This is a genomic window from Corynebacterium sp. MSK047, from assembly GCF_030232285.1.
Classification (GTDB): Bacteria; Actinomycetota; Actinomycetes; order Mycobacteriales; family Mycobacteriaceae; genus Corynebacterium; species Corynebacterium jeikeium_D.
On sequence record NZ_JASPJI010000003.1, the window covers coordinates 118,637 to 141,606 of the forward strand.

Genomic DNA, 22,970 nt, shown 5'->3' on the forward strand with positions numbered 1-22,970 from the left:
GTTTTGTCGCCTAACCTAGCATGCGCTAACAGTGTGTTGCCACACCCGCAGGTTGAGAAGTGATTTATGACACCCTGATCGCTTCAGCTGGTCGTTTATCGGCGCTCTTCCAGGGGCTTTGTTACAGCAATTCCCGCACTTCTTCGTCGGTCAGCATGGCATCCTCGAACGCTTGCAGTGTGGCCTCTGGGTTAAACTTCACACCGATGAGTACGACCTCATTGGATGGTGGGACATCGGTCTGCGCCCACATGACGGCAGGGGTGATTTTCAAGTTCGGCCCCGCCTGACTCCACGCGTGGGCGACTTCGAGGCGGTCGGAAATCCAGCAGTGCCCCTTGGATCGTACGAGCCCCTTTGTGCCGCGGAGAGCCTTGATTAGTCGTTCGCGGTCGAAGGGTCGGTTGCCTCGGAAAACAACCGAAGAAATGCCGTATTCTTCAGTCTCCGGCGTGTGGGGATTCGCAAGTTCTTCTGCATATCCGTGGAAAGTGGCCGCGGTACCTTCGTCGTAAAGCGATGCGTCGAGAATGGCAGAGGTTGCGATTTCGCCGTTAGTCACGCGGACGATGCGTGCGCGGGGGTTCATTGCGCGGATCGTTTCCTCGGTACCGCCGGTGAGCTTTTCGCCTGCGAGGTCGGATTTGGTGATGAGGATGAGATCGGCGAATTCCACCTGGTCGACAAGGAGGTCGGCGACCGTGCGTTCGTCGTCAGGCAGCGCGCGCCCCTGGCGGAGACTGTCGAGGAATGTAGAGGCGTCGACGAGCGTGACCATCGTGTCGATGGGGGCGATGTCGGCGAGACGGCGGCCGTCGTCGAATTCCCACTCGAAGGTAGCGGCGACTGGCATGGGTTCGGAGATACCGGTGGATTCGATGACGATGTGTTCGAATTTGCCGCTGCGCGCGAGCTTGCCGACGTTTTCCACGAGGTCATCTCGCAGCGTGCAGCAGATGCAGCCGTTGGACATTTCGATGAAACGGTCCTCGCCGCGCTCGAGATATGTGCCCTGCTCGATGAGGGCGGCGTCGACGTTGACTTCCGAGAAGTCGTTGACGATGACCGCGATTTTGCGCCCCTGTGAGTTTGCCAGGAGGTTGTTCAGGAGGGTGGTCTTGCCGGCGCCCAGGAATCCGGACAGGACGGTGACGGGAGTGGTCTCGGTGGTGCTATCAGAAAATTCGGTAGAAGTCACCCGACAAGATTAACGTACTGAAAATGATTATCAATAACTACTGTGTGAATTGGGCTAGGCAAGGGGTTGTAAATGTGTCGTATGGCTGATTGTTGGCCAGTTGTGACGTAGGGCATAAAACGGTGTTGTAGTCGGTTTTAGTGTCGCGTGAAGTGTGCCTAAAATGGGGGCGCTTTCGGGCATCTGAATGAATGTCGCTAACCGCTTCGTTGATAGGGTTGGGGGTGTGCTTTGGTGTTCGAAGCACTACCCCCGATAGTCGCGTTGGGGGATATAGAAAGGTGAATTCATGTCAGATCGTATTGCCCATGCTGGTCTCAAATCCAAGGTGATGACCGCGCAGGAGGCGGCGCAGTTCATCAACCACGGAGACATGGTGGGCTTTGCCGGATTTACCGGTGCTGGCTACCCGAAGGTTGTCCCGCCGGCTCTCGCTGAGCGCATCGAGGCCGCTCACGAGCGTGGCGACGAGTTTAAGATTAAGGTCTTGACCGGCGCGTCTACCGCTCCGGAACTTGATGGTGCGCTGGCGAAGGCCAATGGTGTTGAGTGGCGTATGCCGTACCAGTCCGACCCGGGAATGCGTAACCGTATCAATGCAGGCGATGCCTTCTATAGTGATATTCACCTGTCGCACTCTGGCCCGATGACTGAGCAGGGCTTCTTTGGTCCGGTCAATGTTGCTGTGGTCGAAGCTGTTCGCATTAAGGCCGATGGCTCCCTGATTCTTTCCTCTTCGGTTGGTAACAGCATTTCTTACCTCAATGCTGCAGAGAAGATCATTATTGAGGTCAACTCCTGGCAGTCCGAGGATCTCGAGGGTATGCACGACATCTACAGTGTCGGCCTGCCTCCGAACCGTAAGGAGATTCCGATTGTGAACCCGGGGGACCGCATCGGTACTCCGGATGTTCAGATCGATGTCGATAAGGTTGTCGCTGTCGTCGAGACGAACGCCGAGGACCGTAACTCGCCGTTCAAGCCGCTGGACGATGACTCTAAGGCCATTGCCGGCTACCTGCTCGACTTCCTCGATGGGGAGGTCAAGGCTGGTCGTCTGCCGGAGAACCTGCTGCCGATGCAGTCGGGTGTCGGTAACATTCCGAACGCCGTTCTCGCAGGTCTGCTCGACTCCAAGTATGAGAACCTGACCTCTTTTACTGAGGTTATCCAGGACGGCATGGTTGATCTGATGGATGCTGGCAAGCTGACCGTGGCTTCCGGTACTGCATTCTCGCTGTCTCCTGAATATGCAGCTCGTATGAACGAGAATGCCGCTGACTACCGCGAGAAGATCGTTCTGCGTCCGCAGGACATCTCCAATAACCCGGGTCTGGTCCGCCGCATGGGGCTGATTACCACCAACGGCATGATTGAGGCTGACATCTACGGCAACGTCAACTCCACCCACGTAGCTGGTTCGCGCATGATGAACGGCATTGGTGGTTCCGGTGACTTCACCCGTAACGCCTATATCTCTACGTTCGTGTCGCCGTCGCTGGCGAAGAATGGCGATATTTCCGCAATCGTGCCGATGGTCTCTCACGTTGACCACACTGAGCATGACGTGATGGTCATCATCACTGAGCAGGGTCTGGCTGACCTCCGTGGGCTGGCGCCGCGTCAGCGTTCCCGTGTTGTCATTGAGAAGTGTGCGCACCCGATGTACAAGGAGGCGCTGCTCGAATACGTTGAGCGTGCTGAGAGGGCCACCCCGTACCTGCATACTCCGCATGACCTGGGTACTTCTTATGACTTCCACCGTCGTTTCCTCGAAAACGGTTCCATGAAGCCGGTCGGCTAGGTTTCTAGTGCGGTTCCCGCTTTACGACGAAGTTTGCGTCGTAGGGCGGGATTTTCTTTCGGTTTTAGTTCGAAATAGTGTTCGAATAATGTGGAGATTTTTGGGGTGCGCAGCGGTTTGAATCCGGGGTGGGGGATATGGTGTGGGCGAATTGATAAAGAACTGTTCGTTAGGGGACCTCGTTAGGGAGGGGACAGTGCAATGTCAGAGTTGGAATCGTGTGGGGAATTTCGGTTCAGCCATGAGGTGAGGGCTCATTCGCTCGCTGAAGTGATGCGCGAGATTAATCGTCTGGAGATGGTTATCGCTCAGCGGGTCGCACCACCAGATGATGGCGATGTCGAAGCTCATTTGGCTTATTGGTCGGTGGTGCTTGGAATCTCACGCGCCGAAGTGAACAAATATATGGAAATTGGCTACATGCTTGGACGTATGCCGCAACTAGCGGAAATGTGTCAGGAGCGCGGGCATTTGTCGATGAGGCATTTAGCAATGCTTGGTAAACATACCCGACCTGTAGCCGATGACAAGGTTGACGCAGTGGAGTCGGGTCTCGTGGACGTCGTTAAGCCTAGGCGCGACGGGGAGGCACTCCGTGGCGTGCGTGCGATGGCAACGCGGGTGCAGCGAGTGATTGGTGAGTGTGCTCCGGAAGTGCGGCCACGTGATGTGGATGTCGCTGGGTTGCAGGCTGATAGGGTCCTGGCCCGGAATGTGGAGGCGACCGTAGATGCTGCAATTGATGCGGCGGCATACCAGGTCGAGGCGGATGGAGGGTCGGCGGATAATCCCGTGGAGTCGGAGGAGGTACGGGAGGTTCAAGCTGCGGCTCTCGACTACTTCGGCGATCGTATGACGGCTAAGGAGTTTATCGCAGTTGATGAACATGGTGACGCTGGAGTTACGACACTGACTACTGTACTCGAGCGGCATCATGCAGTGGAAGCCCTTGCAATTATCGACGCAGTGGCTAAGAAGATGAAAGTGAGTCGCGCGGCAGCTTTCATGCATGCGTTACGCGGTACTTGTGAGGTGGAGGTGAATCTGGAACTCTTCCGAGTGCTCTCTCCCGGGGAGGATGGCGAACCGGAAAACACTCCAGTGTGGCTCGCTGGCGCAGGTTGGCTTTCTTCGCTGGTGGCCGAGTCTTGGCTGAAGCGGGTATCGACATTGCGGGTGCTGGGGGATAGTGCGGTTGAGGGGTATCGGCCCTCCGAGTCTCAGCGTGCATTCGTGCGTGCCCGTGACGGTGTGTGTAGTTTTCCTGGATGCGATGTCCCCGCGGAAAAGTGCGATATCGACCATATTGTGGAATTTGATCACAGCCTTTCCGGTGGTGAGCGGCAAAAGGAAGGGGTCACGCACACAGATAATCTCCATTGTCTCTGTCGAAGGCACCACAACCTCAAAACTGCCGGTATGTGGCGAGTTGTTCGAGGTGATGATGGGATCGAAGCTTGGACGTTCCTCTCTTGTGATGAAGGGCCGTTTGCGCAGTCGGAAAAAGAGCACACTGGGCATGGTCGTTACACCTTTGCCTCGCAGACTGAAAAGAAGACCGCTGCGCTGGCTGAGCACAATGAGAAACGTCGCAAATTGCATGAAAATCTCCGCGGCCTAGTGGATAAGGTGCGGCGGGATATGGAAAAGGAGAGAGCAGTAGGCGGGTTGGATTGTGAAAACGATGGAGATGGTAAAAATCGCGCAGACAGTGACGGGGAGTGAGCGCTAGGTTCTGCTACACTCATTTGCGTCCATATAGTGAGAAGGGTATCTCAAAACATGACTGAGGCAGGAAAACTGAAGATCGCCGTCATCCCGGGTGATGGCATCGGCACGGAAGTTACGGCAGAGGCGCTGAAGGTGCTCAAGGCTGCTATCGGCGAGTTCGACACTACCGAGTACGACCTCGGCTCGCGTCGGTACTTGCGCAATGGCGAACTGCTTACCGACGCTGACCTTGACTCCCTGCGCGAGCACGACGCTATTCTGCTCGGTGCCATCGGTGACCCGGCGAACGTACCTCCGGGCGTTCTCGAGCGCGGCCTGCTGTTGAAGATGCGCTTCGCGCTGGATCACCACGTCAATCTGCGTCCTTCCAAGCTCTTCCCGGGTGTCGAGTCACCGCTGAAGAACCCGGGCGAAATTGATTTCGTGGTCGTCCGCGAGGGAACCGAAGGTGCCTACACAGGTAACGGCGGTGCGATTCGCGTCGGCACGCCACACGAGGTTGCCAACGAGACCTCCGTCAATACCCGCTTCGGCGCTGAGCGCGTGGTCCGCTACGCCTTTGAGCTGGCTATGACCCGTCGTAAGAAGCTGACGCTTGTCCATAAGACCAATGTGCTGGTGCACGGCGGCGGTATGTGGCAGCGCACGGTCGATGAGGTCGCTAAGGAATACCCAGAGGTAGATGTCGATTACTCGCACATCGACGCTGCGACGATCTACCTCGTCACTAATCCTTCGCGTTTCGACGTCATCGTCACCGACAACCTCTTTGGCGACATCATTACTGATGAGGCTGGTGCAGTGTCGGGCGGTATCGGCCTGGCGGCGTCCGGTAACATTGACGCCTCCAATACCAACCCGTCCATGTTCGAGCCCGTTCACGGCTCCGCGCCAGACATTGCTGGCAAGGGGATCGCGGACCCGACGGCAGCCATTCTGTCGGGTGCCATGATGCTGCGCCACCTGGGTCGTGAGGAAGACGCCCAGCGCATCGAGGCTGCTGTGGAAGCTGACATGGCTACTCGCGGTAGTGGCCCGATCAAGACCGCTGAGGTTGGCGACCGCATTGCTGCTGCTTTGAAGTAGCGCAGTAAAAAATAGGGGGGGGGAGAGGGCTAGGCAATCACAGTTTTGCCATCGACGGTAGTGATGTGAGTCTTACCGTCGGCGGTGTGCTCGATGAAGTCCGACGCATGTCCGACCTGGCGAAGTACATCGATGATGGTGTCAAGGGGGTATGGGGATGAGCTTCCTGCGCCGTTATCGGAATCATCCCCTCCCAGTCCTGCCACTAGCGCATCCCTCGTAATCTCCGCATGTCCCAGGTGCTGAGCCGCCTCGTGGAAGACATGCACAATCACGCCTTCGATGCTGCCGCACCACCAACGGTCCTGAGTCTTTTGCGAAACTACCCACCCACCTGCAACGACCCGAACCACAGCTATGGTTTCCGTCGGTTTCCGTTCCCGGTTCCGTCGGCAGGTGGGCCGGGGCGGTGTCGGAGGTGGGGGCACACCACGTGGTTCGTCCCCAGTCCTAGCCCCTATCCGCGAGAGGGACAGGATAACGCCACGACCGGAGACACACCCCGCCGCCAAAGTCACAAGCAAGTTTATGTTGCTGGAGGTCTACGCGACGTGCTTAGCGCATACGCTGTGACAGCCCATAGCGCGGAGCCAAAACCACCGCGCCCCTTGTTTAAGGAAGAGCCTGATTACTCGGGGATCTCGCTGAGTTGGGCCTCAATCCGATCCAACCGCTCGGTGATGTTGCGTAGATGCTCCACGATGAGTTGGTTGGAACCATCGATCGCCGTCGCCGTTTCGCGTCGTGCGCTGGTGACGGTGCGTACCACCCAGACGGTAAGAGCAACGAAGATCGCGAGTGGTAATGCGGCGGCGAGGATGACAAGAAATACGGTAGCGGTAAGTGTCACGAAGATTCCCTTTTCTGTTCTTGATTAATCAGGTGCCTAATGTGGTCTGGAGTTACTTCAAGCTGAAACGGAGCGACCCAGTAGTGCTTCCTCACCCGGCTCTCTCCGAGCTGTTCCAGGCCACTCTCGATGAGTCCAGCAGCTTCCAAGCGGTTGAGGTGCTGGTAGAGCAGTGGCCGAGACATCCCGAGTCGGCGGGCCAGCTCACTGACATGGGTCGAATCCGTCTCTAGGGAGGCGATAATTCGCAACCGAGGCTCACTTCCAAGAGCACTGAGCATCTGAGCGAGCCGTGCTGCGTCCATCATCCCTCCGTATCGTAATCGAACGATGTCAGGTGTAAGTATATGCTTACAGTCAGCGGTGCGCAAGTTCTGCCGGGTCTGGCGGAGACGCTGCCCGACTTAAGACGTGGCCGGTGTCCCATCACGTCCCCTCTTCACCCTCCCCAAGAAGAAACCCAGCCGCAGCACACACCACAGCTGGGTTCCTTCATGGCTTACAGCGTAGCCAGCAGCTACAGCCGCTCGATGTCTACATCGCCATCGAGAATCCTCGGCTCTACCTCCATGTGGATCCCGCGGTAGGGAAGTAGTGCGCGGATAATGTCGTGGGTGATGTCGATGCCTGGAGATGGTTCGTCCCGCAAAAGGTGGTACAGGCTAGGGCAGTAGTCCACGCCGGGAAACTCGTCCTTTGCTTCGGGAACGCACCCGTCCGGGTCAAAAGTCGTGCAGCGAATGATCAGGTCGTCGTGGACACTATTGGGCAGATTGATGGTGAGTCCTGGTGTGGTGGCAGACATGTCTGCAACCGTGGCCTCGTTTACAGACCGGGTAAGCGGGATTAGGCCGCGGGCGGACTCACCGCCTTGGATGCGGGTGAGTCCCGCACGGTTTCCGTAAGTGTCGGCCAGGGTGACAAACGTGACGCGCACCGGGGCAGTGGCCACCGACATGGAGTTAAACGCGGTGAGGACGTTGATTTCGCGCTCGGTGATAAGCCCCTGCGGGCCTGTGAAGCTAATGACGTGGTTGTAGAGCGCGGCGGTGGACATGGACAAGATGGTGTCGGCCACCTGTTTTCCCTGTTTCAGGGTTTCGGTGACTTGGGCGAGGTCGTCTACCTCAAGCTCGGCGGTGAAGTACTGGCAGTACAGTGGTGTGCTCATGTCGAGTGTGGACATGGTTCGTCCCTTTCCTTTGAGGGTGTGAGCAGTGGAAATGTCAAGTGTCGGGCACGGTAACAGGTAGAAATTTGCGGATACGCAAACTGTCCGCGCGGTGGGTTGCCGATGTGCGAGGTATGGCAACAAGCCGCGTGAGTTAAGACAAAATTGCGGATACGCAATCGCGCTCGACGGTGGTCACGCTAGTCGGTGCGGGGTGTGGTTGAGGCTCCGCGCAGGTCGCGCACGTATCGGTTAGCCACAACCGGGGGCAGCGGATCTACATGTTGTGGTGGACATAGCTGTGGGCCACAAAGCGGGGCCTTGAAGGACTTGGTGGGTAGGATTAAGGCCGTGTCCGAGGCTCGCGCGGGGGTACTAAATATGGCATGTCCCTTTTTTGATCTCCACAACATGATGTGGTGGTTCGTCTGGTAGATGTTTGCGGAACCGCAAACATGCAGGCCATATAAGAAATTCCTGCGAAGTTGGCGGTGTGAGGCCACCTGCTTGCCAGATTGCAGATCGGCAAACAAGACTATGTGTAGCGGAGTGCACTGCGTGGCCTAGCTACGTAGCATCCACTACACCGCCCCATTCCACTGCGATCGTGCCGACGAAGGAAAGGCCCATGTCCAGTAACTACACCACCGCCGACTATGAGGCGATCATCGCCAACTACACACCACACGCCGTGCGCTCTGAGCCGTGGAGCCACGTTGCCGACTTCACCCGCGAGTGCGTGCGCGCACTTAACATCACCCCGGATAACACCAGCCGCGACGCACTGCGCAACACGCTCAACTGCGTGTCCAAGCTCGCCGCCTGGGTCTGGGTGAGCTACGGCGTGGTGACTGTCGAGACCGTCTTCCACCCCGACATCATCGGAAACTACTTCCTTGCCGGAGGTGGTGCAAAGCTCAGCCCGTCCACCGCAGGAACCCAGCGCTCGCTGCTGTGTCGTGTGGCGGAGGTGATCAACGACGACTGGAACCCTGACTACCAGCATCCGATTAGCTACGAGCCAACCCTTGAACCCTACGGCTCTTATGCCTGTGACAGGATGTGGGATTGGGCCGAGTCGCAACCCACAGCTGCCCGCCGCCGCAACTTCACTACGGTGCTAGCACTCACGCTTGGTGCGGGCTTGCGCGCAGGAGAAATCTGCACGCTGCGCGGCAAAGACGTGCGTGTTGACGGCGACGGGGTGCTGCTGTTTCCGCACGGCTACCGCGGGGCTGGCCCGCGCGAGGTGCCACTGCTCAAGTCTCATATCGAGGTACTTCAGCCGGTCATTATGGCTACCGGCCCGGAGGACTACCTGTTCAGGCCAGGCCGCGACAACGAGAACGTCAGCCAGCTCTCGGCGTATCTCCGCCGGGTAACACCTAGTACATCGCCGGATATGGTGCCGGATACCCGCAGGCTGCGCAATACGTGGATTATCGACCGCATTGCAGCCGGAGTTCCCGCTGATGTGCTGTGTGCTGCGGCAGGACTGAAGTCCTTGCACCAGTTTGAGGACTACGTGGTCGAGGCCGGAGCTAACCGCCGCCATGCCTACCGGATTCTTTTGGCCGGAGGATCGACTCATGGCACCCCAGGTGGAGGCCTGTACGTGCTGTAGCTCGGCTCACGGAGACTTCCTGAGCTATCCCTAGCGATTGCACATCTGCAAAGTTGGATTGCGGATACGCAAAACTCGTCTCATGGCGCACAGACCGCACCAGGGACGAACCGCCCTGTGACCTGCGGGTTTGCTCATGGTCTGAGGTAAGAAGGCACCGCCACCTATTTCGTGGTGTAGGTGTGCTCACCTCGTGAGCCATGAACGACACCCATGTAACTCACACCCGCCTTACCAGTGTCGGAAACATGTAGTTTCCAACCCTCGGGTCACTGACTGCCGTATCGGTTGCTGCGATGGCGCGGCCACAAGGGCTTGCCTGTGGTGACCTCGATATTGGCAATGACACGTCCCGTCGGGATCATCTCGCCGCGGATGATTCGGGTGATGGTGGAGGTGGGGATACCGCAGGCCTCGGCCAAGTCTTTGGCACTGGGGTAGCTCCCGTCCAGGGTGAGTTTCTGGACGTTGCGGGCAAAGTCCTGCAATTTCCGCATGACCGGATCGTGGGCCTCGATATGGGCATTAGGCCAGTTGGCGTAACGCCTGACCGGAGCCTCGGCGGGAAGGTCGGAAGCCACGAGACCACTTCCTTTGAACAAGAAGAAAAAGACGAACCACCTAAGTCTAAATACAATGAGGTCTACGCTGTGATCGACACACTGACGACACGCGGATTACTGCCACCTACAACTCCTACCGTTGAGCGCAACCGCAAGCGCGTGCTCGCCACGTACTTTTGCTACATGCGCGACCGCTGGTACGACGACATCTCCGTGGACGGCTGTATCTACCTGCTGCGCGATGGCGGAAAGATCCGCACCTACTTACAAGCCCGTACAGCGGATTTATCCAAATCCAGCCTCAATGCCACCCGCCGCATCCTCAACCGCTGCGCAAGCCATGTCATTGGCCAAGAAGGCGCGCTGGAGTGGGCAGAAGAATTACCGGAGGTCTTTTACCCGGCAGCTACGGCTCCGCGCCGCGCCTACAACGCCAGCGAACTTATCCGAATCGACGACTGGGTTCACTCCCGCCCCCGCCGCGAGTCGCGGCGCGTGGCCTGCATCATCGTGTCACTGGCTTTAGGTGCTGGCATGTCCACCGAGGAAATCTATCACTGCCGTTATGGCGACTTCACCGACTTTGGCACAGTGCTGGCGGTTCATGCACGCGGTGGTCGTGGGCTAAAGCCGCGTACCGTTCCGCTGACTGCACCTTTCGACGACCTCATGCGCCAAGTGCTGCATGGCGTGGGCGACGACCGTAGAGACGAACCACTGGTAAAACCCAACTCGGCGCGCCGCCGCAACGATGCCACAGGCCCACACCTGATTGCTGACTTCATCCACAAGACCAGCCAGAACCCATCGAGTACCGGCCTTGCCCCGACACTGCCCAGGCTGCGCTATACCTGGATCGCTACTCATGCCGCCGAGCGCGTGGACTTTAACCATCTGGTCTATGCCACCGGAAGCATCCAGCCCTTCCAGGACACGTTTCACCACATGATCGTTGAATCTGGCGCGCTCACCGAGACCGAATACCGTGAGTGGATCAGCGGCAACAGGGACGAACCAGACTACCCGCCGCTTCGAGTCGTCGAACCGAGAGCAGGAGGCGAAGTCTAGGTGGCCCACTTCAACACCACACCCACCCCGCTGCTTCGCCTGGATGGAGCCAGCGTTTCCTGGGCATTGACCATCATCGACCGCACCGACATCTGCCACCATCTTGACACCTGGAGGCGAGTAGACGGCTACGACCCCGCCAAAGGAGGCAGGCCTAAATCCGTTAACGACCGCACCATCCTTGCGCTCTACCTGATTCTGGCGCGTTCTGGTCAACCCATGCATTTGACCACCATGACGACGCTCCTGGCCTCGCCTGATACGACAGACAAGGCTTTAGAACTCCTTAACCTGCCCAGCCGCGATAAGGCACGACGGGTAGGTGACTTTTACGCAACCCAGCACAGCAACTGGTACTACCGCCTGTGGCGTGCGCTGCACAGCTTCCTTGATGTCGTTGACCCATTCGACAACATCCCGCACCGCGCCAGGCTTACCCGTGCTGAATTCAACCGGCTGATGGACGAACAAGACCCTGAGCGCCGCGAGGAAAAATGGCAGCGCGCCACCTACGTGTTCAATGAGCTAGTTATGGCAAGTACCGAGGACATGCCCGAAGAATACCGAGCCAACTGGCAGGGAGACCTCACCCTAGACGGAACACTTATTCCAGGCGTGCGCCGTGGCAACAACCGATGGACGAACCGACCGGACGATCTCATGTCCTCCGAGCCGGAGGCAGGCTGGTACTCCCGTGACGAGCGACAAGAAACACATGGCGAATCAAACCGAAAGCGAAACGCCAAGCATGTGTGGGGTTGGGAGGCCACACTTGTTGCCGGAGTCATCCGCGACCAAGGCCCATATGCACAGCCACACCTGATTATGGGCATGGCCTTCGACCGGCCCAGCCACAACCCTGCGATCCGTGGGTTGGAAGCCATGCGGCATTTAACGGATGATCCTGAGACACCTAAGGGCACAGTGGTGGGCGATCGTGCTTACTTCGCGGTGGCTAAGACCAAAGACTTCCATGAACCACTGCGCAAACTCGGCTATACCCTGGTGGGAGACTACAGAACCAATCAGCTGGGAAAGCGCGGATCCTATGAAACCATGGGGTTAGTTGAAGGCCACTGGTATTGTCCTGCCATGCCGAAACCTCTGGTGGAAGCCACCGAAGACTTCTATGCCGGACGTATTGATGAGGCCACCTACAACCAGCGGATCAACGAGCGCCGCGCCTTTGCCATGCGGAGAAAAGGCAAGAAGCTCTCCGGTGAGAGCCAGATGTTTATGTGTCCGGGACGAGGTAAAGGAAAGACACTGGCATGTCCCTTGGTGGAAAAGAGTCAGCGCCAGGACGCGAGAGACAGAGGACTACCCTCCATCTCCGGGCCAAATCTATCTACCGCGCGCAAGGCAAAAGGAAAGTGCTGTACCAATAAGGTCTCGGTAACCATCCCGAATAAGGAGGGAATGCGCTACCGCCAAACTGGCCCTGCTTTTAAGACACCGGAATGGAAGAAGGTGTATGGCACGTGGCGCAATGTGATTGAAACCCGCAACGACTATGTAAAGAACAATCGTGGTGGTGCTGCTATTGGTGACCATACGAGAAGACCTGTACGCGGTTTTGCTGCGGCCTTCTTCTATACAGCTCTTGGTGTGGTCGCGGCCAATGTATCTATGATTCGGCGTTTTCTTGGCCGGGTGGATCGGGATGAAAAGACTCCGCCTCCTGACTCTGGTAAACCTGTACCGCCGCGCGATCCGGCGCGCGAGAAGGCAAGCCCGAACGCGCCGCCTGCGCGCGAGGCCGCTTAAGACCAACTGAATACTTTTATCCATCTAGCTCGGAAAACCGATATGGGGTTCCGGGCTAGAAGTCGTTTTAGAGGGGACGAACCATGTTGTGTTCCTTATTAGTCAACGACTGGAACAGAGCGAAAACGACTAAACCCACCGCGGTGAAGCGGTGGGTTTAGCTATGCGGAGCAGTTTCGCAAATGATTTAAGCTAGATTCGCAAAACCGTCGTCCTTATCGGTAGGAATAACAGTAGGAGCACCAGCGCGGTCCACGCCTTGCAACTCCACCAGCGCGGATTCAATGGCCGCGCGGTCACGGTGGTAAATCTCCAGCCCTTCCGAAACACTGCAATGAGCAGAAAACTCCCCATCGCGATCACGGACATAATCACGCCCAAGGCAGACGCGTTCGAGCCAGTACCTCGCGGATCCGGTCACATGTCGTAACAGCACGGCCAGGGAGTTAATGGCTGGGATGGGGAGGGGTGCGTTGAAGGTGTCGTCGTCAAGCGTCGCGACGAGTGCCGCGAGCTTGTCCATCCTGCCGAGGATGTGGGCGTCGAGCGGCCATTCGGGATTTGTTGAAGCGCTGTGTGCGGAATTGGTCATAAGGTCGAGTATTCCCGCAAATTAGTCCTATTGGGAGCAAAAATAGGGGATAATTGACCCCATGACCGTCGAGCTTGCGGAAATCGCAGACTTCCTCAGCCATACTCGCCCCTTTTCGGACCTCACCGATGAAGAGCGCGCGACTATCCCACCGCTTTTGACCATGCGCTATGCCCGTCGTGGTACGGAGATTATCCGTGCGGGTGCGGATAACAACAGCTGTTTCATTATTCGCTCCGGCATGGTGGATCTCTTTGACCCGGCTGGCACGCTGTTGGACAGGCGAGATGTGGGAGATCATTTCGGCTATTCGACGCTGCTGAGCAGTGATCCCTCGCTGTACACGATGACGGCGGTGGAGGACTGCGTATTCCTAGTGATCTCCAAGGAGGTCTTTGACCAGCTCAATGACCAGTTCGTAGAGGTCCGGCGCTATTACGGCGGTGAGAACGCGCGCATTCGCGCAGTGGCATCGAAGCTGCGGAGTACTGCGGCATCGGAGTCGTTGCGCACACGGGTTGCGGACCTGATGGAAACATCGCTGGTTACTTGCAGCGCTGATACGACAGTACAAGAGGCGGCGCAGATTATGACGGAGCGGAATGTCTCCAGTTTGCTCGTGATGGAGTCTGCAGGCGCCAACCAGAGCCCGCTCGTCGGCATCATCACTGACCGTGACCTCCGTCGTCGAGTGCTGGCAGAGGCGAAGCCCGCGGCGACGCTTGTAAGCGAAGTGATGACCGGGAACCCGGAAACCATCAGTCCCGACCTGCTGGTTTTTGAGGCCATGCTGCTGATGGCTGAGCGCGGTTACCATCATCTGCCGGTGCACGATGGGACGCGGGTGGTCGGCATGATTGTCATTGGTGACCTGCTGCGCAGTCTGCACACCGATCCCGTGTACGCGACGGCGACGCTGGCGCGGAAGAGCGATATCTCGGAGATTGCGGAGATTGCTCAGAACGCGCGGCGGATTGTCGGCCGGTTTATTGACCGAGGTGATTCGGGGGAGGAGGTCGCCAAGCTGCTGACTGCCGTGGCCGATGCTGTCACCCGACGCCTGGTTGCGCTGGCGGAGGAAAAGCTTGGGCCGCCACCAGTCAGCTACGCCTTTGCGGTACTGGGTTCGCATGGGCGCGGGGAGATGGGGCTCGCGTCCGATCAGGACAATGCGCTTGTTCTCGCCGACGACTACGACGCCGACGCTCATGCTGACTATTTCGCCGCGCTTAGCGACGAGATTTGCACCAACCTCGACCGAGTCGGTTATCCGCTCTGTCCAGGGGACATGATGGCCAGCAATCCTGCGTGGCGGATGACCAAGTCGCAGTGGCTGCGCACTTTCCACGGGTGGATTACGGCACCGGAGGCGGAGGCTCTGCTGCATGCACAGACCTTCTTCGACATGCGAGCGGTAGCGGGCGATATGCAACTGGTGGAGGGCCTTCGTGCGGCCTACCTGCCGCTGGCCCAGGGGTCGCAGCGCCTGCACGCGCACTTGGCCAAGCTCTCGGCCTGGCGGGAGCCGCCGCTCGGCTTCTTCCGTGGCCTGGTGCTGGAAAAGGGCGGCGATCACGCAGAGACCCTGGACATCAAAAAGGGGGGAACTGCTGCTGTGGTGCAGATGGCGCGTCTATTTACTGTGGCGGCCGGCCTGCCACAGCTGTCGACGCGTGAACGCTTGGCGGCGAGTGCGGGTGCCGGAAGTGTGAGCCGCCAGGGTGCTCAGGACCTGGCGGATGCGTTCGAGTTCCTGTGCACGGTGCAGCTTCATCACCAGCAGGCCCAGTTCAACGCTGGCGAGCAGCCGAATAACCACATCTACCCGAAGCGTCTCTCCAGCCTGGAACGCGAGCACCTGCGCGATGCGTTTGGTGTTATCCGCAAGTTGCAGCAGAGCCTCGGGGCGAAGTATCCCATCCGGGCGATGTCGTGAGCGCGCAATGTTGAAGTTTTTCAAACCCCGCAAGAAACTCTTGGACGCACCTATCCGCGACAATGCTTGGCTCGCGGTCGATGTGGAAACCACCGGTCTGGATCCCTCCAAAGATCAGTTGCTTTCCATCGGTTGGGTTGCCGTCGAAGGCCGCGACATCGTGCTGGAAGAGTCGGGTCACCTTCTCATTCGCCCAGAGCGCGAGGAGGTGAGCGTCGGCGAGTCGGCGACGGTGCATGGGCTTACCGACGACATGGTCGCAACCGGGGTAGAGGCAGAGGTGGCCGTCGGCAAGCTGTTAGAAGCTCTACGGGGACGGAAGCTGCTGGCGCACTACGCGCGGATGGAAGTTGGTTTCCTAGATCCGTTGTGCCGGAAGTACTTCGATGCGCGTTTTGATGTGCCGGTGGCGGACACTATGACACGTGAGTACGACGCGATTCTGCGGGCCAACCGTGAGCCGGTCCGTGATGAGCTGCGGTTGTGGTCACTGTGCGACAAGTACGGCATTCCCCGTTTTAAGGCCCATCACGCGTTCAACGATGCGTTGGCCTGTGCGCTGGTGTGGCTTGCGCAGGAATCCCGCGGAGTTTAGAGCGCAGAGTATAGAGAGTGGGGGTCGTTGCATAATTATCGCAATGTGACGTGTACCCTATTTTTATGCGTATTGCTCGAATCGCCCACCCAGAGGGCATGTGCTTCGCGCTCGTTGAGGGCGAAGGCAGTGAAGTTACTTTGCACGAAATCGAAGGGCACCCTTTCGGTCAGCTGAATAAGACTGGCCGTTCCTGGCCGCTTGCCGACGTACGTCTGCTCGCCCCAATGCTGCCGTCGAAGGTCATCGCTATTGGTCGTAACTACGCTGACCACGTCGCCGAGGTGTTCAAGAAGTCGGCAGAATCGCTGCCGCCGACGATGTTCATTAAGCCGCCGACGGCCGTCATTGGCCCGGAAGCGCCGATTCGCATTCCGGATTTCGCCACCAACGTCGAGTTTGAGGGCGAGCTGGCACTGGTTATTGGTAAGCCGTGCAAGAACGTCAAGAAGGAAAACGCTCACGATGTGATCTTCGGATACACCATCGTCAATGATGTTTCTTCCCGTGACCTGCAGTTTGCCGATGGTCAGTGGGCGCGCGCAAAGGGCATCGATACCTTCTGCCCGCTTGGTCCGTGGATCCAGACGGAGCTGGACTACAACGAGCTGCCGATCAAGGCGCACCTGACTCACGAGGGTGTTACCGAGACCAAGCAGGATTCCAACTCCAACCAGATGATTATGTCCATCCCGGAGATTATCGAGTTCATCACTGCCTCGATTACGCTGCTGCCGGGTGATGTCATCTGCACCGGCTCCCCGGCCGGTACCGCTGCGATGTTCCCGGGTGACCGCATCGAGATTGAGATCCCGGGTATCGGCAAGCTGGCCAACCCTGTGGAGCGGGCTTAAGCGCCCTTAACTCCAAAAGCGCGGAGCACAGTGCCCATCTTGGCACTGGTCTCCGTGACTTCTTCTTCTGGGTCGGAGTGCGACACAATGCCGCCTCCGGCCCATAGTCGTGCCACGGACCCCTCAGTGTCGATCTCGGCACAGCGAATGGAGACCACGAACTCGCCGTCACCATTCTCATCGCACCAGCCGACAGCGCCCGAGTAGAAGCCGCGGTTGGTCTCTACGGCCTGAATAACGCCGAAGGCGGATTCCGTCGGCGTGCCACAAATGGCTGGTGTCGGGTGCACCACCAGCGCCAAATCCAGCGCGGACAGCGACGGATCCTTCAACCGACCGCGGATATGCGTGGCCAAGTGCCACATCTCGGCGGTGCTCATCAGCTCGGGGCTGTCCGGAACATCCAGCGAACTGCACAGTGGCGCCAAGTTGTCGGCGATGTCGTCGACGACGAAGGCATGCTCGTCCAGGTTCTTGCGCGAGTCCGCTAAACGACGGGCCGACGCCCGGTCCACCTCTTCATTCCGGGACCTCGGCAGCGACCCGGCCAAGGGAAACGCCTCAACGATGTCGCCCGTACGGCGGACCAGCATCTCCGGGGACGAACCGATGAGCAACTTGCCCTCATAATCGGAACCGGCGGGGGAGAGATCCACGACAAAGCCATCGCGGTTGGGGGATCCGTCGATAAGCCGCGATGCGAGTAGGAGCGGGTCAATCGGGGGATCGATTTCGAGTTCCACAGCGCGCGCGAGCACGACCTTTTCCAGCGCCGAGTACTCGATTGTGCGGATGGCTGCGGCGATGCGCTCAGCGTGCTCGTCGAGCGGGGGATCGTAAGCGACGATGTTGGCGTGGGGCTTCGGTGCGTTCCAACGGTAGTGCGCGGGTGGCTCCAGCGGCTGCGAGGAGCGGATGACTTCCCGGGGAACGGTCAGGGCGGCGGGCTTGTCCAAGTCGAAGGGCAATGCGCCGACTACCATCTTGTGAATGCCCGAGTGCAGTCCCTCGGCCGCGAGCCAGGGGTCGGAAAGCTGCTCTTCAATACCTTGCGTGCGGATGGAGCCGTGTGCCCGGGAGAGCAAAAAGTCCGGGGCGGTGGTCGGGCGGGACGTATCCCAGCGCGTCGAACGCTTCGGAGTCGCTGCAGGCTCGTTCGACGGGTGAGAATTCTCCTGCTTCTCTTCTTCGTTTCCGCCGCCCAGAGAGGGGTGGTTTTCCATGGACATAGCCCTAACCCGCCTCCTCAATCTAAACCCAGTTGTGCTTCAGTTTAAGGGGCAGGCTAACCCCTACCCAAAAAGGGCATACCCGCAGCGGTAATCGTCAGCTGATCGATGACTGCGCTCGCCGGCAGATTCGCGGCGTAGAGGAAGGTATCCGCAGCCTGCTTGGCATCGAACATTGGCTCGCTGCCTGTGAACGTCCCCAACAGGTCAGTCTGCGCATTGCCAATATCAATGCGCGTTGCTGTAATGCCATACTCGCGTCCGTCGAGGGCAAGCACATGGGTCATTCCGGCAAGCGCGCTTTTCGACGTCGCGTACGCCGCCGTATGGGCTCGAGGTACCTGCGCCGCGATAGAGCAGTTGACCAGGATTCGGCCGCCTGCTTGGTCCGCCTTCCCATCGCACCCCGCCTTCATCCGCGCGAACGCCTCGCGTGCGCATAGGTACGAGCCGACCACATTCGTATCGATGACCGCCCGGAAGTCCTCAATGTCGGTCTCTCCGAACTCTGCGGGCGTGCCTGGCAGCCCCGCATTGAGCACCGCAACATCGATGGTTCCCGTAGTCATCTGCGCGTCCTCAAACATCGTACGGACCTGCTCGGGGTCGGTGATGTCACACCTGGAGTAGGTGATGTTGTCCGCCTCGGCGGCAACGGCCTCGAGCGCGTCGATACGCCTGCCGCAGATGTGCACGTGCCAGCCATCGGCGGCAAAAGCCAGAGCAATTTCGCGACCAATGCCCGCGCCGCCACCAGTTACTACTACCGTTTTGGTCATGAGCACTATTATTAACTGTTCTACGGTCTACGCACACATGTCCCCGCACGACGCCGTCAACGCCGCGCGTGACGACGGCTACGCGGCCGTGGAATTCTGGTGGCCATTTGGCCTCGCAGTGCCCGCACCCGATGAGGTTTCCGCTTTTTGTGACCTCTTTGACGACAGCCTTGGTCTTTATGCCATGAATCTGTGGGGAGGGGACATGGCAGCGGGGCAGCGAGGAGTGCTCGATACAGATGGGCTGCCCGCGGGGCACCTGGAGGCAGTGAGCCAGATTGCGCGGGCCACTGGGCTGAAATGCTCGAACGTGTTGCTGGGGCGCTCGGGGGAGCTGACCGATTTGCAGGTGCAAAGACTGACTGAGATTACTGCCCAGCTGGAGCTCAGTGGGGTTCGCGCGTTGATTGAGCCACTGTCCGGGATGAGTGATTATCCCATTACAGATCCGTGGCAAGCCGAGGAGTTAGCTCAACAGACTGGTGCTGGTGTGCTCGCGGACTTTTACCATTTTGCAGCTAATGGCGTCGACGTGGATGCTTGGCTCACTGATGTGGAGACTGGAAGATTGAGCCTGCCGGCGCACGTCCAGATTGCCGATTTCCCAGGCCGCGGCGCGCCGGGCACCGGTGAGGCACCACTGCGCAGCTGGGTTGAGCGGCTGCGCGCCGCCGGATACGCCGGCGAAGTGGCCGGGGAGTGGGCTCTGTAACCCTATGCAAACCCTATGCATGCCTGCAGGTGGGAGGGCGGGTATCGTGGGAAAGCATGTCAGATGTTCGCGTACGCTTTTGCCCGTCGCCAACCGGTACCCCGCACGTTGGCCTCATCCGCACCGCCCTGTTCAACTGGGCATATGCCCGTCACACTGGTGGCAAGCTGGTCTTCCGCATCGAAGATACCGATGCCGCTCGCGACTCCGAAGAGTCTTATCAGGCAATCATCGAGGCCCTGAATTGGCTCGGTATTGACTGGGACGAGGGCGTCGATGTCGGCGGTCCGCACGGCCCGTACCGCCAGTCGCAGCGCAAGGACATCTACGCCGATGTATTGCAGCGCCTCATTGACGCCGGTGAAGCGTACGAGGCCTTTTCCACCGCTGAAGAGGTTGAGGAGCGCCACAAGGCCGCCGGCCGTGACCCGAAGCTGGGCTACGACAACTATGACCGCAACCTCACCGAGGAGCAGAAGGAAGCCTTCCGTGCAGAGGGGCGCAAGCCGGTGATTCGCCTGCGTATGCCGGACGAGGACATTGTCTTCGATGACCTCGTTCGCGGTCGTATCGAGTTCAAGGCCGGCCTGGTTCCGGACTTCGTTATTGCCCGCTCCAACGGTGAACCGCTCTACACCCTGGTTAACCCGGTCGATGACGCTCTGATGGAGATCACTCACGTCCTGCGTGGTGAGGACCTGCTGCCATCGACCCCGCGCCAGATCGCTCTCTACGAGTCGCTGAAGCGCATCGGTGTCGCCAAGTTCACCCCGGAGTTCGGTCACCTGCCGTTCGTTATGGGCGAGGGTAATAAGAAGCTGTCCAAGCGTGACCCGCAGTCCAATCTCTTCATCCACCGCGATAACGGTTTCATCCGCGAGGGTCTGCTGAACTACCTGGCACTGCTGGGGTGGTCTATGGACGGCGACCAGGACATCTTCACGATGGACGAGATGGTCAAGGCCTTCGATATCCACGATGTGCTGTCCAACCCGGCTCGCTTCGATCAGAAGAAGGCCGACGCTATCAACGCGGACCACATCCGCATGCTCGATCCGAAGGACTTCGAGCAGCGTCTGCGCACGTACCTGGAAAGCCACTTTGACTTCCCGGCCGACTACCCGGCGGATAAGTTCGCTTTCCTGGCAACGCTGCTGCAGACCCGTGTGAAGACGCTTTCCGACGCCTGGGACCTCTCGAAGTTCCTGGTTGTGGAAGAGGACGGGTTCACCTTCGATGAGCGCTCGGCACGCCGTAACTTCAAGGAAGACGCCGTCGCTGTCCTGGAGGCCACCATTGCAGCTGTGGAGCCGCTCAGCGAAGAGGACTTCGTCACCGAGAAGCTTGAAGCTGCACTTCAAAAGGCCCTCATCGAGGACCTGGAGCTGAAGCCACGCAAGGCTTTTGGCCCGGTGCGCGTGGCCGTGACTGGCGCTCAGGTTTCGCCGCCGCTGTTCGAGTCCATGGAGCTGCTTGGTCGCAGCCGCAGCCTGGGCCGACTGCGCAAGGCGCTCGAGGTCACTCCTTTTACTGCTGCTCAGTAAAGAGCGCGAGCTGGGCTGAGCGAAGCAGGTTCGTGTAAGAGCCCGCTTCCTTGCCCACCTTCTGCGGGTCGCGGTTCAGCATATTCATGGAGGTTTCGCGGTAGTCCTTGACCAGCGACCCCATGTGGTTGTTGAAGAACTCGTGCCAGTCGGTTCCCCAGTGGACCGTGCCGTCCTCGTTTCGCTTGAGTAGTGCGGCAAAGGCGTACACGAGCGGGTAGATGAACCCGTCTGGAATCGCGTAGCCGATGGGCTGGCGGTAGAACTTCGAGTACTTCTGTGGAGTCTTGCCAGTTCGCGGATTCTTCTTATTGGCCTTGTCAACAGCATCAATGCCGCCGAATTTACCGCCGCTCTTGTTGTAGAGATCGGGTAGCTCTGCGTTGATGCGCTCGAAAATATCGATGAAGTCACGCGTGAGGTTCAATGCGCTGCGGACCTTCTCGTTGTAGAGAACGACCTCTTCGGTGCGCTCATTGATGCTTTCAGTGCTGGGCTTAGTGACCTCCGGTGAGCTCATGACATCCTCGAAGCGGTCAAGCAGCTTGGCCTTGCCGGAGTAGAGGCTGGTGGGGGTCGGTGCTTCAATCTGCTTCCCGTCGGCATCCTTCGGCAGGTCAATACAAGACAGCGGAATCCACGCCATAGCGATGACATCGCCCACCTTTAGTCGACCAGTATCGTTGGTGCGCCACTGCACGTTGTCGCTAATTCCCTGAGGCAGGGCATGCTTCAGATCGTCAAAGTAGCCGGCGCGATTGAGCTTTGCTTCCGCCTTGAGCTCCGCATTGTTGTTGCGGGCGGCACAGATATCGAGCAGTGCATCGGAGAAGTCCTGCACAGTGTCCTCGTCCCGAGCACCGGGCACGAGTACCTCTACCGGAACACGGGCATCGAGCTCGGTGAGGCTTTCGTCGGCAAGCAATTCCTCAATTTCTTCCGTACGCTCCGACCAGACCTCCTTCATTTCGGACCACGTCTTGATTTTGCGGCTAGGTGGTGGAGTGAGCTTGCCCAGAACGAACAGTGCGATAGCCAGCGAGTTGTGACCGCCGTCGAGGATGCCTTCGATGCGACGGTTGCTGAAGGTGAAGCGGTAGAGATTGTCTTCACTGGTGAACTGAGTGGAGGCCAGGAGCACACCCTTGGACTTGTAGGCGAAGAGCTCCGGCGTGGTGTCGATGGTTTCCATGATGGCATCGGTGATGCGGCCGGTGCGGGACACGCGTGGGTTGGCGTCGAGGTTGAGGGCCGAGATGATTTTTGCGAACTGACGGATAGTGACAGTGCCGATGACGCGACCGATGGTGCCGTTCATTTGCTCCGTGATGTCGGAGAACTCCAGCTCGAGCGTGATGGGGGCGGTTGTTGCCGTCGTTGTTGGGGAAGTCATGGTGCCTGCCTTTCAGGTCTGGTTTTTTTGGTGTGTGTGTCGGCTGTTTGCCAGCCGCTTCACCACGAAGTGTCTCCTGAAGGGCGGATCGGCTTTGAGCTGCGATCGAATGGGCTTTCGATCTGGGACTGCGTTAGTTATATGCACTGCATTAGTTATGCATTAGTTATGCGCACTGCTGAGGTGGGCTGTGGGGAACTCGCGAATTTAAACGAGCCTTTGACCAGGTGATTTGCTCTTGTTAGCGCGAATTGGCTATATTATTCCTCGTTGCGTTCAGCAGCGATGGCCTATGGTGTAATTGGCAACACTACGGTTTCTGGTACCGTCATTCTAGGTTCGAGTCCTGGTAGGCCAGCAGTGAAGAAGTTCATTGTTGAATGTATTCACTAACTGCAAAGTTCTAAGCCCCGTTCGTCTAGCGGCCTAGGACGCCGCCCTCTCACGGCGGTAACACGGGTTCAAATCCCGTAC

At 58.6% G+C, this 22,970-nt stretch carries 21 protein-coding genes and 1 tRNA gene; 12 read left to right on the forward strand and 10 right to left on the reverse strand.

Annotated features, from left to right (window positions below):
* Nucleotides 1-121: 121 nt before the first annotated feature.
* Complete coding sequence (locus QP981_RS01935) at nucleotides 122-1,198, reverse strand: GTP-binding protein (protein ID WP_284857328.1); 1,077 nt, start codon at nucleotides 1,196-1,198, stop codon at nucleotides 122-124.
* 289 nt (nucleotides 1,199-1,487) lie between these two features.
* On the opposite strand from QP981_RS01935, the gene scpC reads away from it, so the two are divergent.
* The 3 genes from scpC to QP981_RS01950 all read left to right on the forward strand — a co-directional run bounded on the left by scpC (nucleotide 1,488) and on the right by QP981_RS01950 (nucleotide 5,819).
* Nucleotides 1,488-3,002, forward strand: a complete 1,515-nt coding sequence (gene scpC, locus QP981_RS01940) for a succinyl-CoA:acetate CoA-transferase ScpC (RefSeq protein ID WP_284857327.1) — start codon at nucleotides 1,488-1,490, stop codon at nucleotides 3,000-3,002.
* A 201-nt stretch (nucleotides 3,003-3,203) separates the two neighbouring features.
* A complete protein-coding gene (locus QP981_RS01945) occupies nucleotides 3,204-4,727 on the forward strand; it encodes an HNH endonuclease signature motif containing protein (protein ID WP_284857326.1) in 1,524 nt (507 codons plus the stop codon).
* Nucleotides 4,728-4,802: 75 nt separating this feature from the next.
* Entirely contained in the window at nucleotides 4,803-5,819 is a 1,017-nt protein-coding gene (locus QP981_RS01950) for a 3-isopropylmalate dehydrogenase (RefSeq protein WP_101687711.1), read from the forward strand.
* A 29-nt stretch (nucleotides 5,820-5,848) separates the two neighbouring features.
* Here QP981_RS01950 and QP981_RS01955 read toward each other — a convergent pair whose 3' ends face one another.
* The 4 genes from QP981_RS01955 to QP981_RS01970 form a co-directional block, all read right to left on the reverse strand.
* Nucleotides 5,849-6,172, reverse strand: coding sequence for a DUF664 domain-containing protein (locus tag QP981_RS01955; protein ID WP_246819686.1), 324 nt, complete (start codon nucleotides 6,170-6,172; stop codon nucleotides 5,849-5,851).
* Between the two features lie 275 nt (nucleotides 6,173-6,447).
* Nucleotides 6,448-6,669, reverse strand: coding sequence for a hypothetical protein (locus QP981_RS01960; RefSeq protein ID WP_005323143.1), 222 nt, complete (start codon nucleotides 6,667-6,669; stop codon nucleotides 6,448-6,450).
* Complete coding sequence (locus tag QP981_RS01965; protein WP_005323142.1) at nucleotides 6,666-6,977, reverse strand: ArsR/SmtB family transcription factor; 312 nt, start codon at nucleotides 6,975-6,977, stop codon at nucleotides 6,666-6,668. Before QP981_RS01965 ends, QP981_RS01960 begins: the two co-directional genes overlap by 4 nt.
* Before the next feature lie 209 nt (nucleotides 6,978-7,186).
* A complete protein-coding gene (locus QP981_RS01970; RefSeq protein ID WP_005323141.1) occupies nucleotides 7,187-7,855 on the reverse strand; it encodes a hypothetical protein in 669 nt (222 codons plus the stop codon).
* Between the two features lie 613 nt (nucleotides 7,856-8,468).
* Here QP981_RS01970 and QP981_RS01975 point away from each other — a divergent pair.
* Nucleotides 8,469-9,464, forward strand: coding sequence for a tyrosine-type recombinase/integrase (locus QP981_RS01975; protein ID WP_070643920.1), 996 nt, complete (start codon nucleotides 8,469-8,471; stop codon nucleotides 9,462-9,464).
* Nucleotides 9,465-9,733: 269 nt separating this feature from the next.
* Here the strand turns inward: QP981_RS01975 and QP981_RS01980 are convergent, their stop codons facing one another.
* Complete coding sequence (locus QP981_RS01980; RefSeq protein ID WP_141758233.1) at nucleotides 9,734-10,066, reverse strand: helix-turn-helix domain-containing protein; 333 nt, start codon at nucleotides 10,064-10,066, stop codon at nucleotides 9,734-9,736.
* A 48-nt stretch (nucleotides 10,067-10,114) separates the two neighbouring features.
* On the opposite strand from QP981_RS01980, the gene QP981_RS01985 reads away from it, so the two are divergent.
* Together QP981_RS01985 and QP981_RS01990 are read left to right on the forward strand one after the other, a co-directional pair.
* Nucleotides 10,115-11,095 carry a hypothetical protein gene (locus tag QP981_RS01985; protein WP_083299200.1) on the forward strand — a complete coding sequence of 327 codons (981 nt, stop codon included), beginning with the start codon at nucleotides 10,115-10,117 and terminating at the stop codon, nucleotides 11,093-11,095.
* On the forward strand, nucleotides 11,096-12,862 hold the full coding sequence (locus QP981_RS01990) for a hypothetical protein (protein ID WP_070456055.1): 1,767 nt from the start codon (nucleotides 11,096-11,098) through the stop codon (nucleotides 12,860-12,862).
* Between the two features lie 187 nt (nucleotides 12,863-13,049).
* Here QP981_RS01990 and QP981_RS01995 read toward each other — a convergent pair whose 3' ends face one another.
* Nucleotides 13,050-13,454, reverse strand: a complete 405-nt coding sequence (locus tag QP981_RS01995) for a DinB family protein (RefSeq protein ID WP_284857324.1) — start codon at nucleotides 13,452-13,454, stop codon at nucleotides 13,050-13,052.
* A 61-nt stretch (nucleotides 13,455-13,515) separates the two neighbouring features.
* Here QP981_RS01995 and QP981_RS02000 point away from each other — a divergent pair, with 61 nt between their 5' ends.
* The 3 genes from QP981_RS02000 (at nucleotide 13,516) to QP981_RS02010 (ending at nucleotide 16,839) form a co-directional block, all read left to right on the forward strand.
* Nucleotides 13,516-15,390, forward strand: coding sequence for a DUF294 nucleotidyltransferase-like domain-containing protein (locus QP981_RS02000; RefSeq protein WP_284857323.1), 1,875 nt, complete (start codon nucleotides 13,516-13,518; stop codon nucleotides 15,388-15,390).
* 40 nt (nucleotides 15,391-15,430) lie between these two features.
* The gene (locus tag QP981_RS02005; RefSeq protein ID WP_246821108.1) at nucleotides 15,431-15,985 is read left to right on the forward strand and encodes a 3'-5' exonuclease; all 555 of its coding nucleotides are present in this window, start codon (nucleotides 15,431-15,433) and stop codon (nucleotides 15,983-15,985) included.
* 65 nt (nucleotides 15,986-16,050) lie between these two features.
* Nucleotides 16,051-16,839, forward strand: a complete 789-nt coding sequence (locus QP981_RS02010) for a fumarylacetoacetate hydrolase family protein (protein WP_049172137.1) — start codon at nucleotides 16,051-16,053, stop codon at nucleotides 16,837-16,839.
* On the opposite strand, the gene QP981_RS02015 is transcribed toward QP981_RS02010, so the two are convergent.
* Together QP981_RS02015 and QP981_RS02020 are read right to left on the reverse strand one after the other, a co-directional pair.
* Entirely contained in the window at nucleotides 16,836-18,068 is a 1,233-nt protein-coding gene (locus tag QP981_RS02015; RefSeq protein ID WP_070566860.1) for an isochorismate synthase, read from the reverse strand. The genes QP981_RS02010 and QP981_RS02015 overlap by 4 nt on opposite strands.
* Nucleotides 18,069-18,124: 56 nt before the next feature.
* A complete protein-coding gene (locus QP981_RS02020) occupies nucleotides 18,125-18,847 on the reverse strand; it encodes an SDR family oxidoreductase (RefSeq protein ID WP_070566863.1) in 723 nt (240 codons plus the stop codon).
* Between QP981_RS02020 and QP981_RS02025 the strand changes: the two genes are divergently transcribed.
* Together QP981_RS02025 and gltX are read left to right on the forward strand one after the other, a co-directional pair.
* Nucleotides 18,846-19,559, forward strand: a complete 714-nt coding sequence (locus tag QP981_RS02025) for a TIM barrel protein (RefSeq protein ID WP_284857322.1) — start codon at nucleotides 18,846-18,848, stop codon at nucleotides 19,557-19,559. The two genes, QP981_RS02020 and QP981_RS02025, sit on opposite strands and share 2 nt — an antisense overlap.
* A gap of 56 nt (nucleotides 19,560-19,615) precedes the next feature.
* Entirely contained in the window at nucleotides 19,616-21,103 is a 1,488-nt protein-coding gene (gene gltX / locus QP981_RS02030; RefSeq protein WP_284857321.1) for a glutamate--tRNA ligase, read from the forward strand.
* Here gltX and QP981_RS02035 read toward each other — a convergent pair.
* Nucleotides 21,087-22,496 (reverse strand): hypothetical protein, encoded by a 1,410-nt coding sequence (locus tag QP981_RS02035; RefSeq protein ID WP_246819689.1) that lies wholly within the window; start codon nucleotides 22,494-22,496, stop codon nucleotides 21,087-21,089. The two genes, gltX and QP981_RS02035, sit on opposite strands and share 17 nt — an antisense overlap.
* 286 nt (nucleotides 22,497-22,782) lie before the next feature.
* On the opposite strand from QP981_RS02035, the gene QP981_RS02040 reads away from it, so the two are divergent.
* Nucleotides 22,783-22,854 (forward strand) — tRNA-Gln (locus QP981_RS02040).
* The last annotated feature ends 116 nt before the right edge of the window (nucleotides 22,855-22,970 follow it).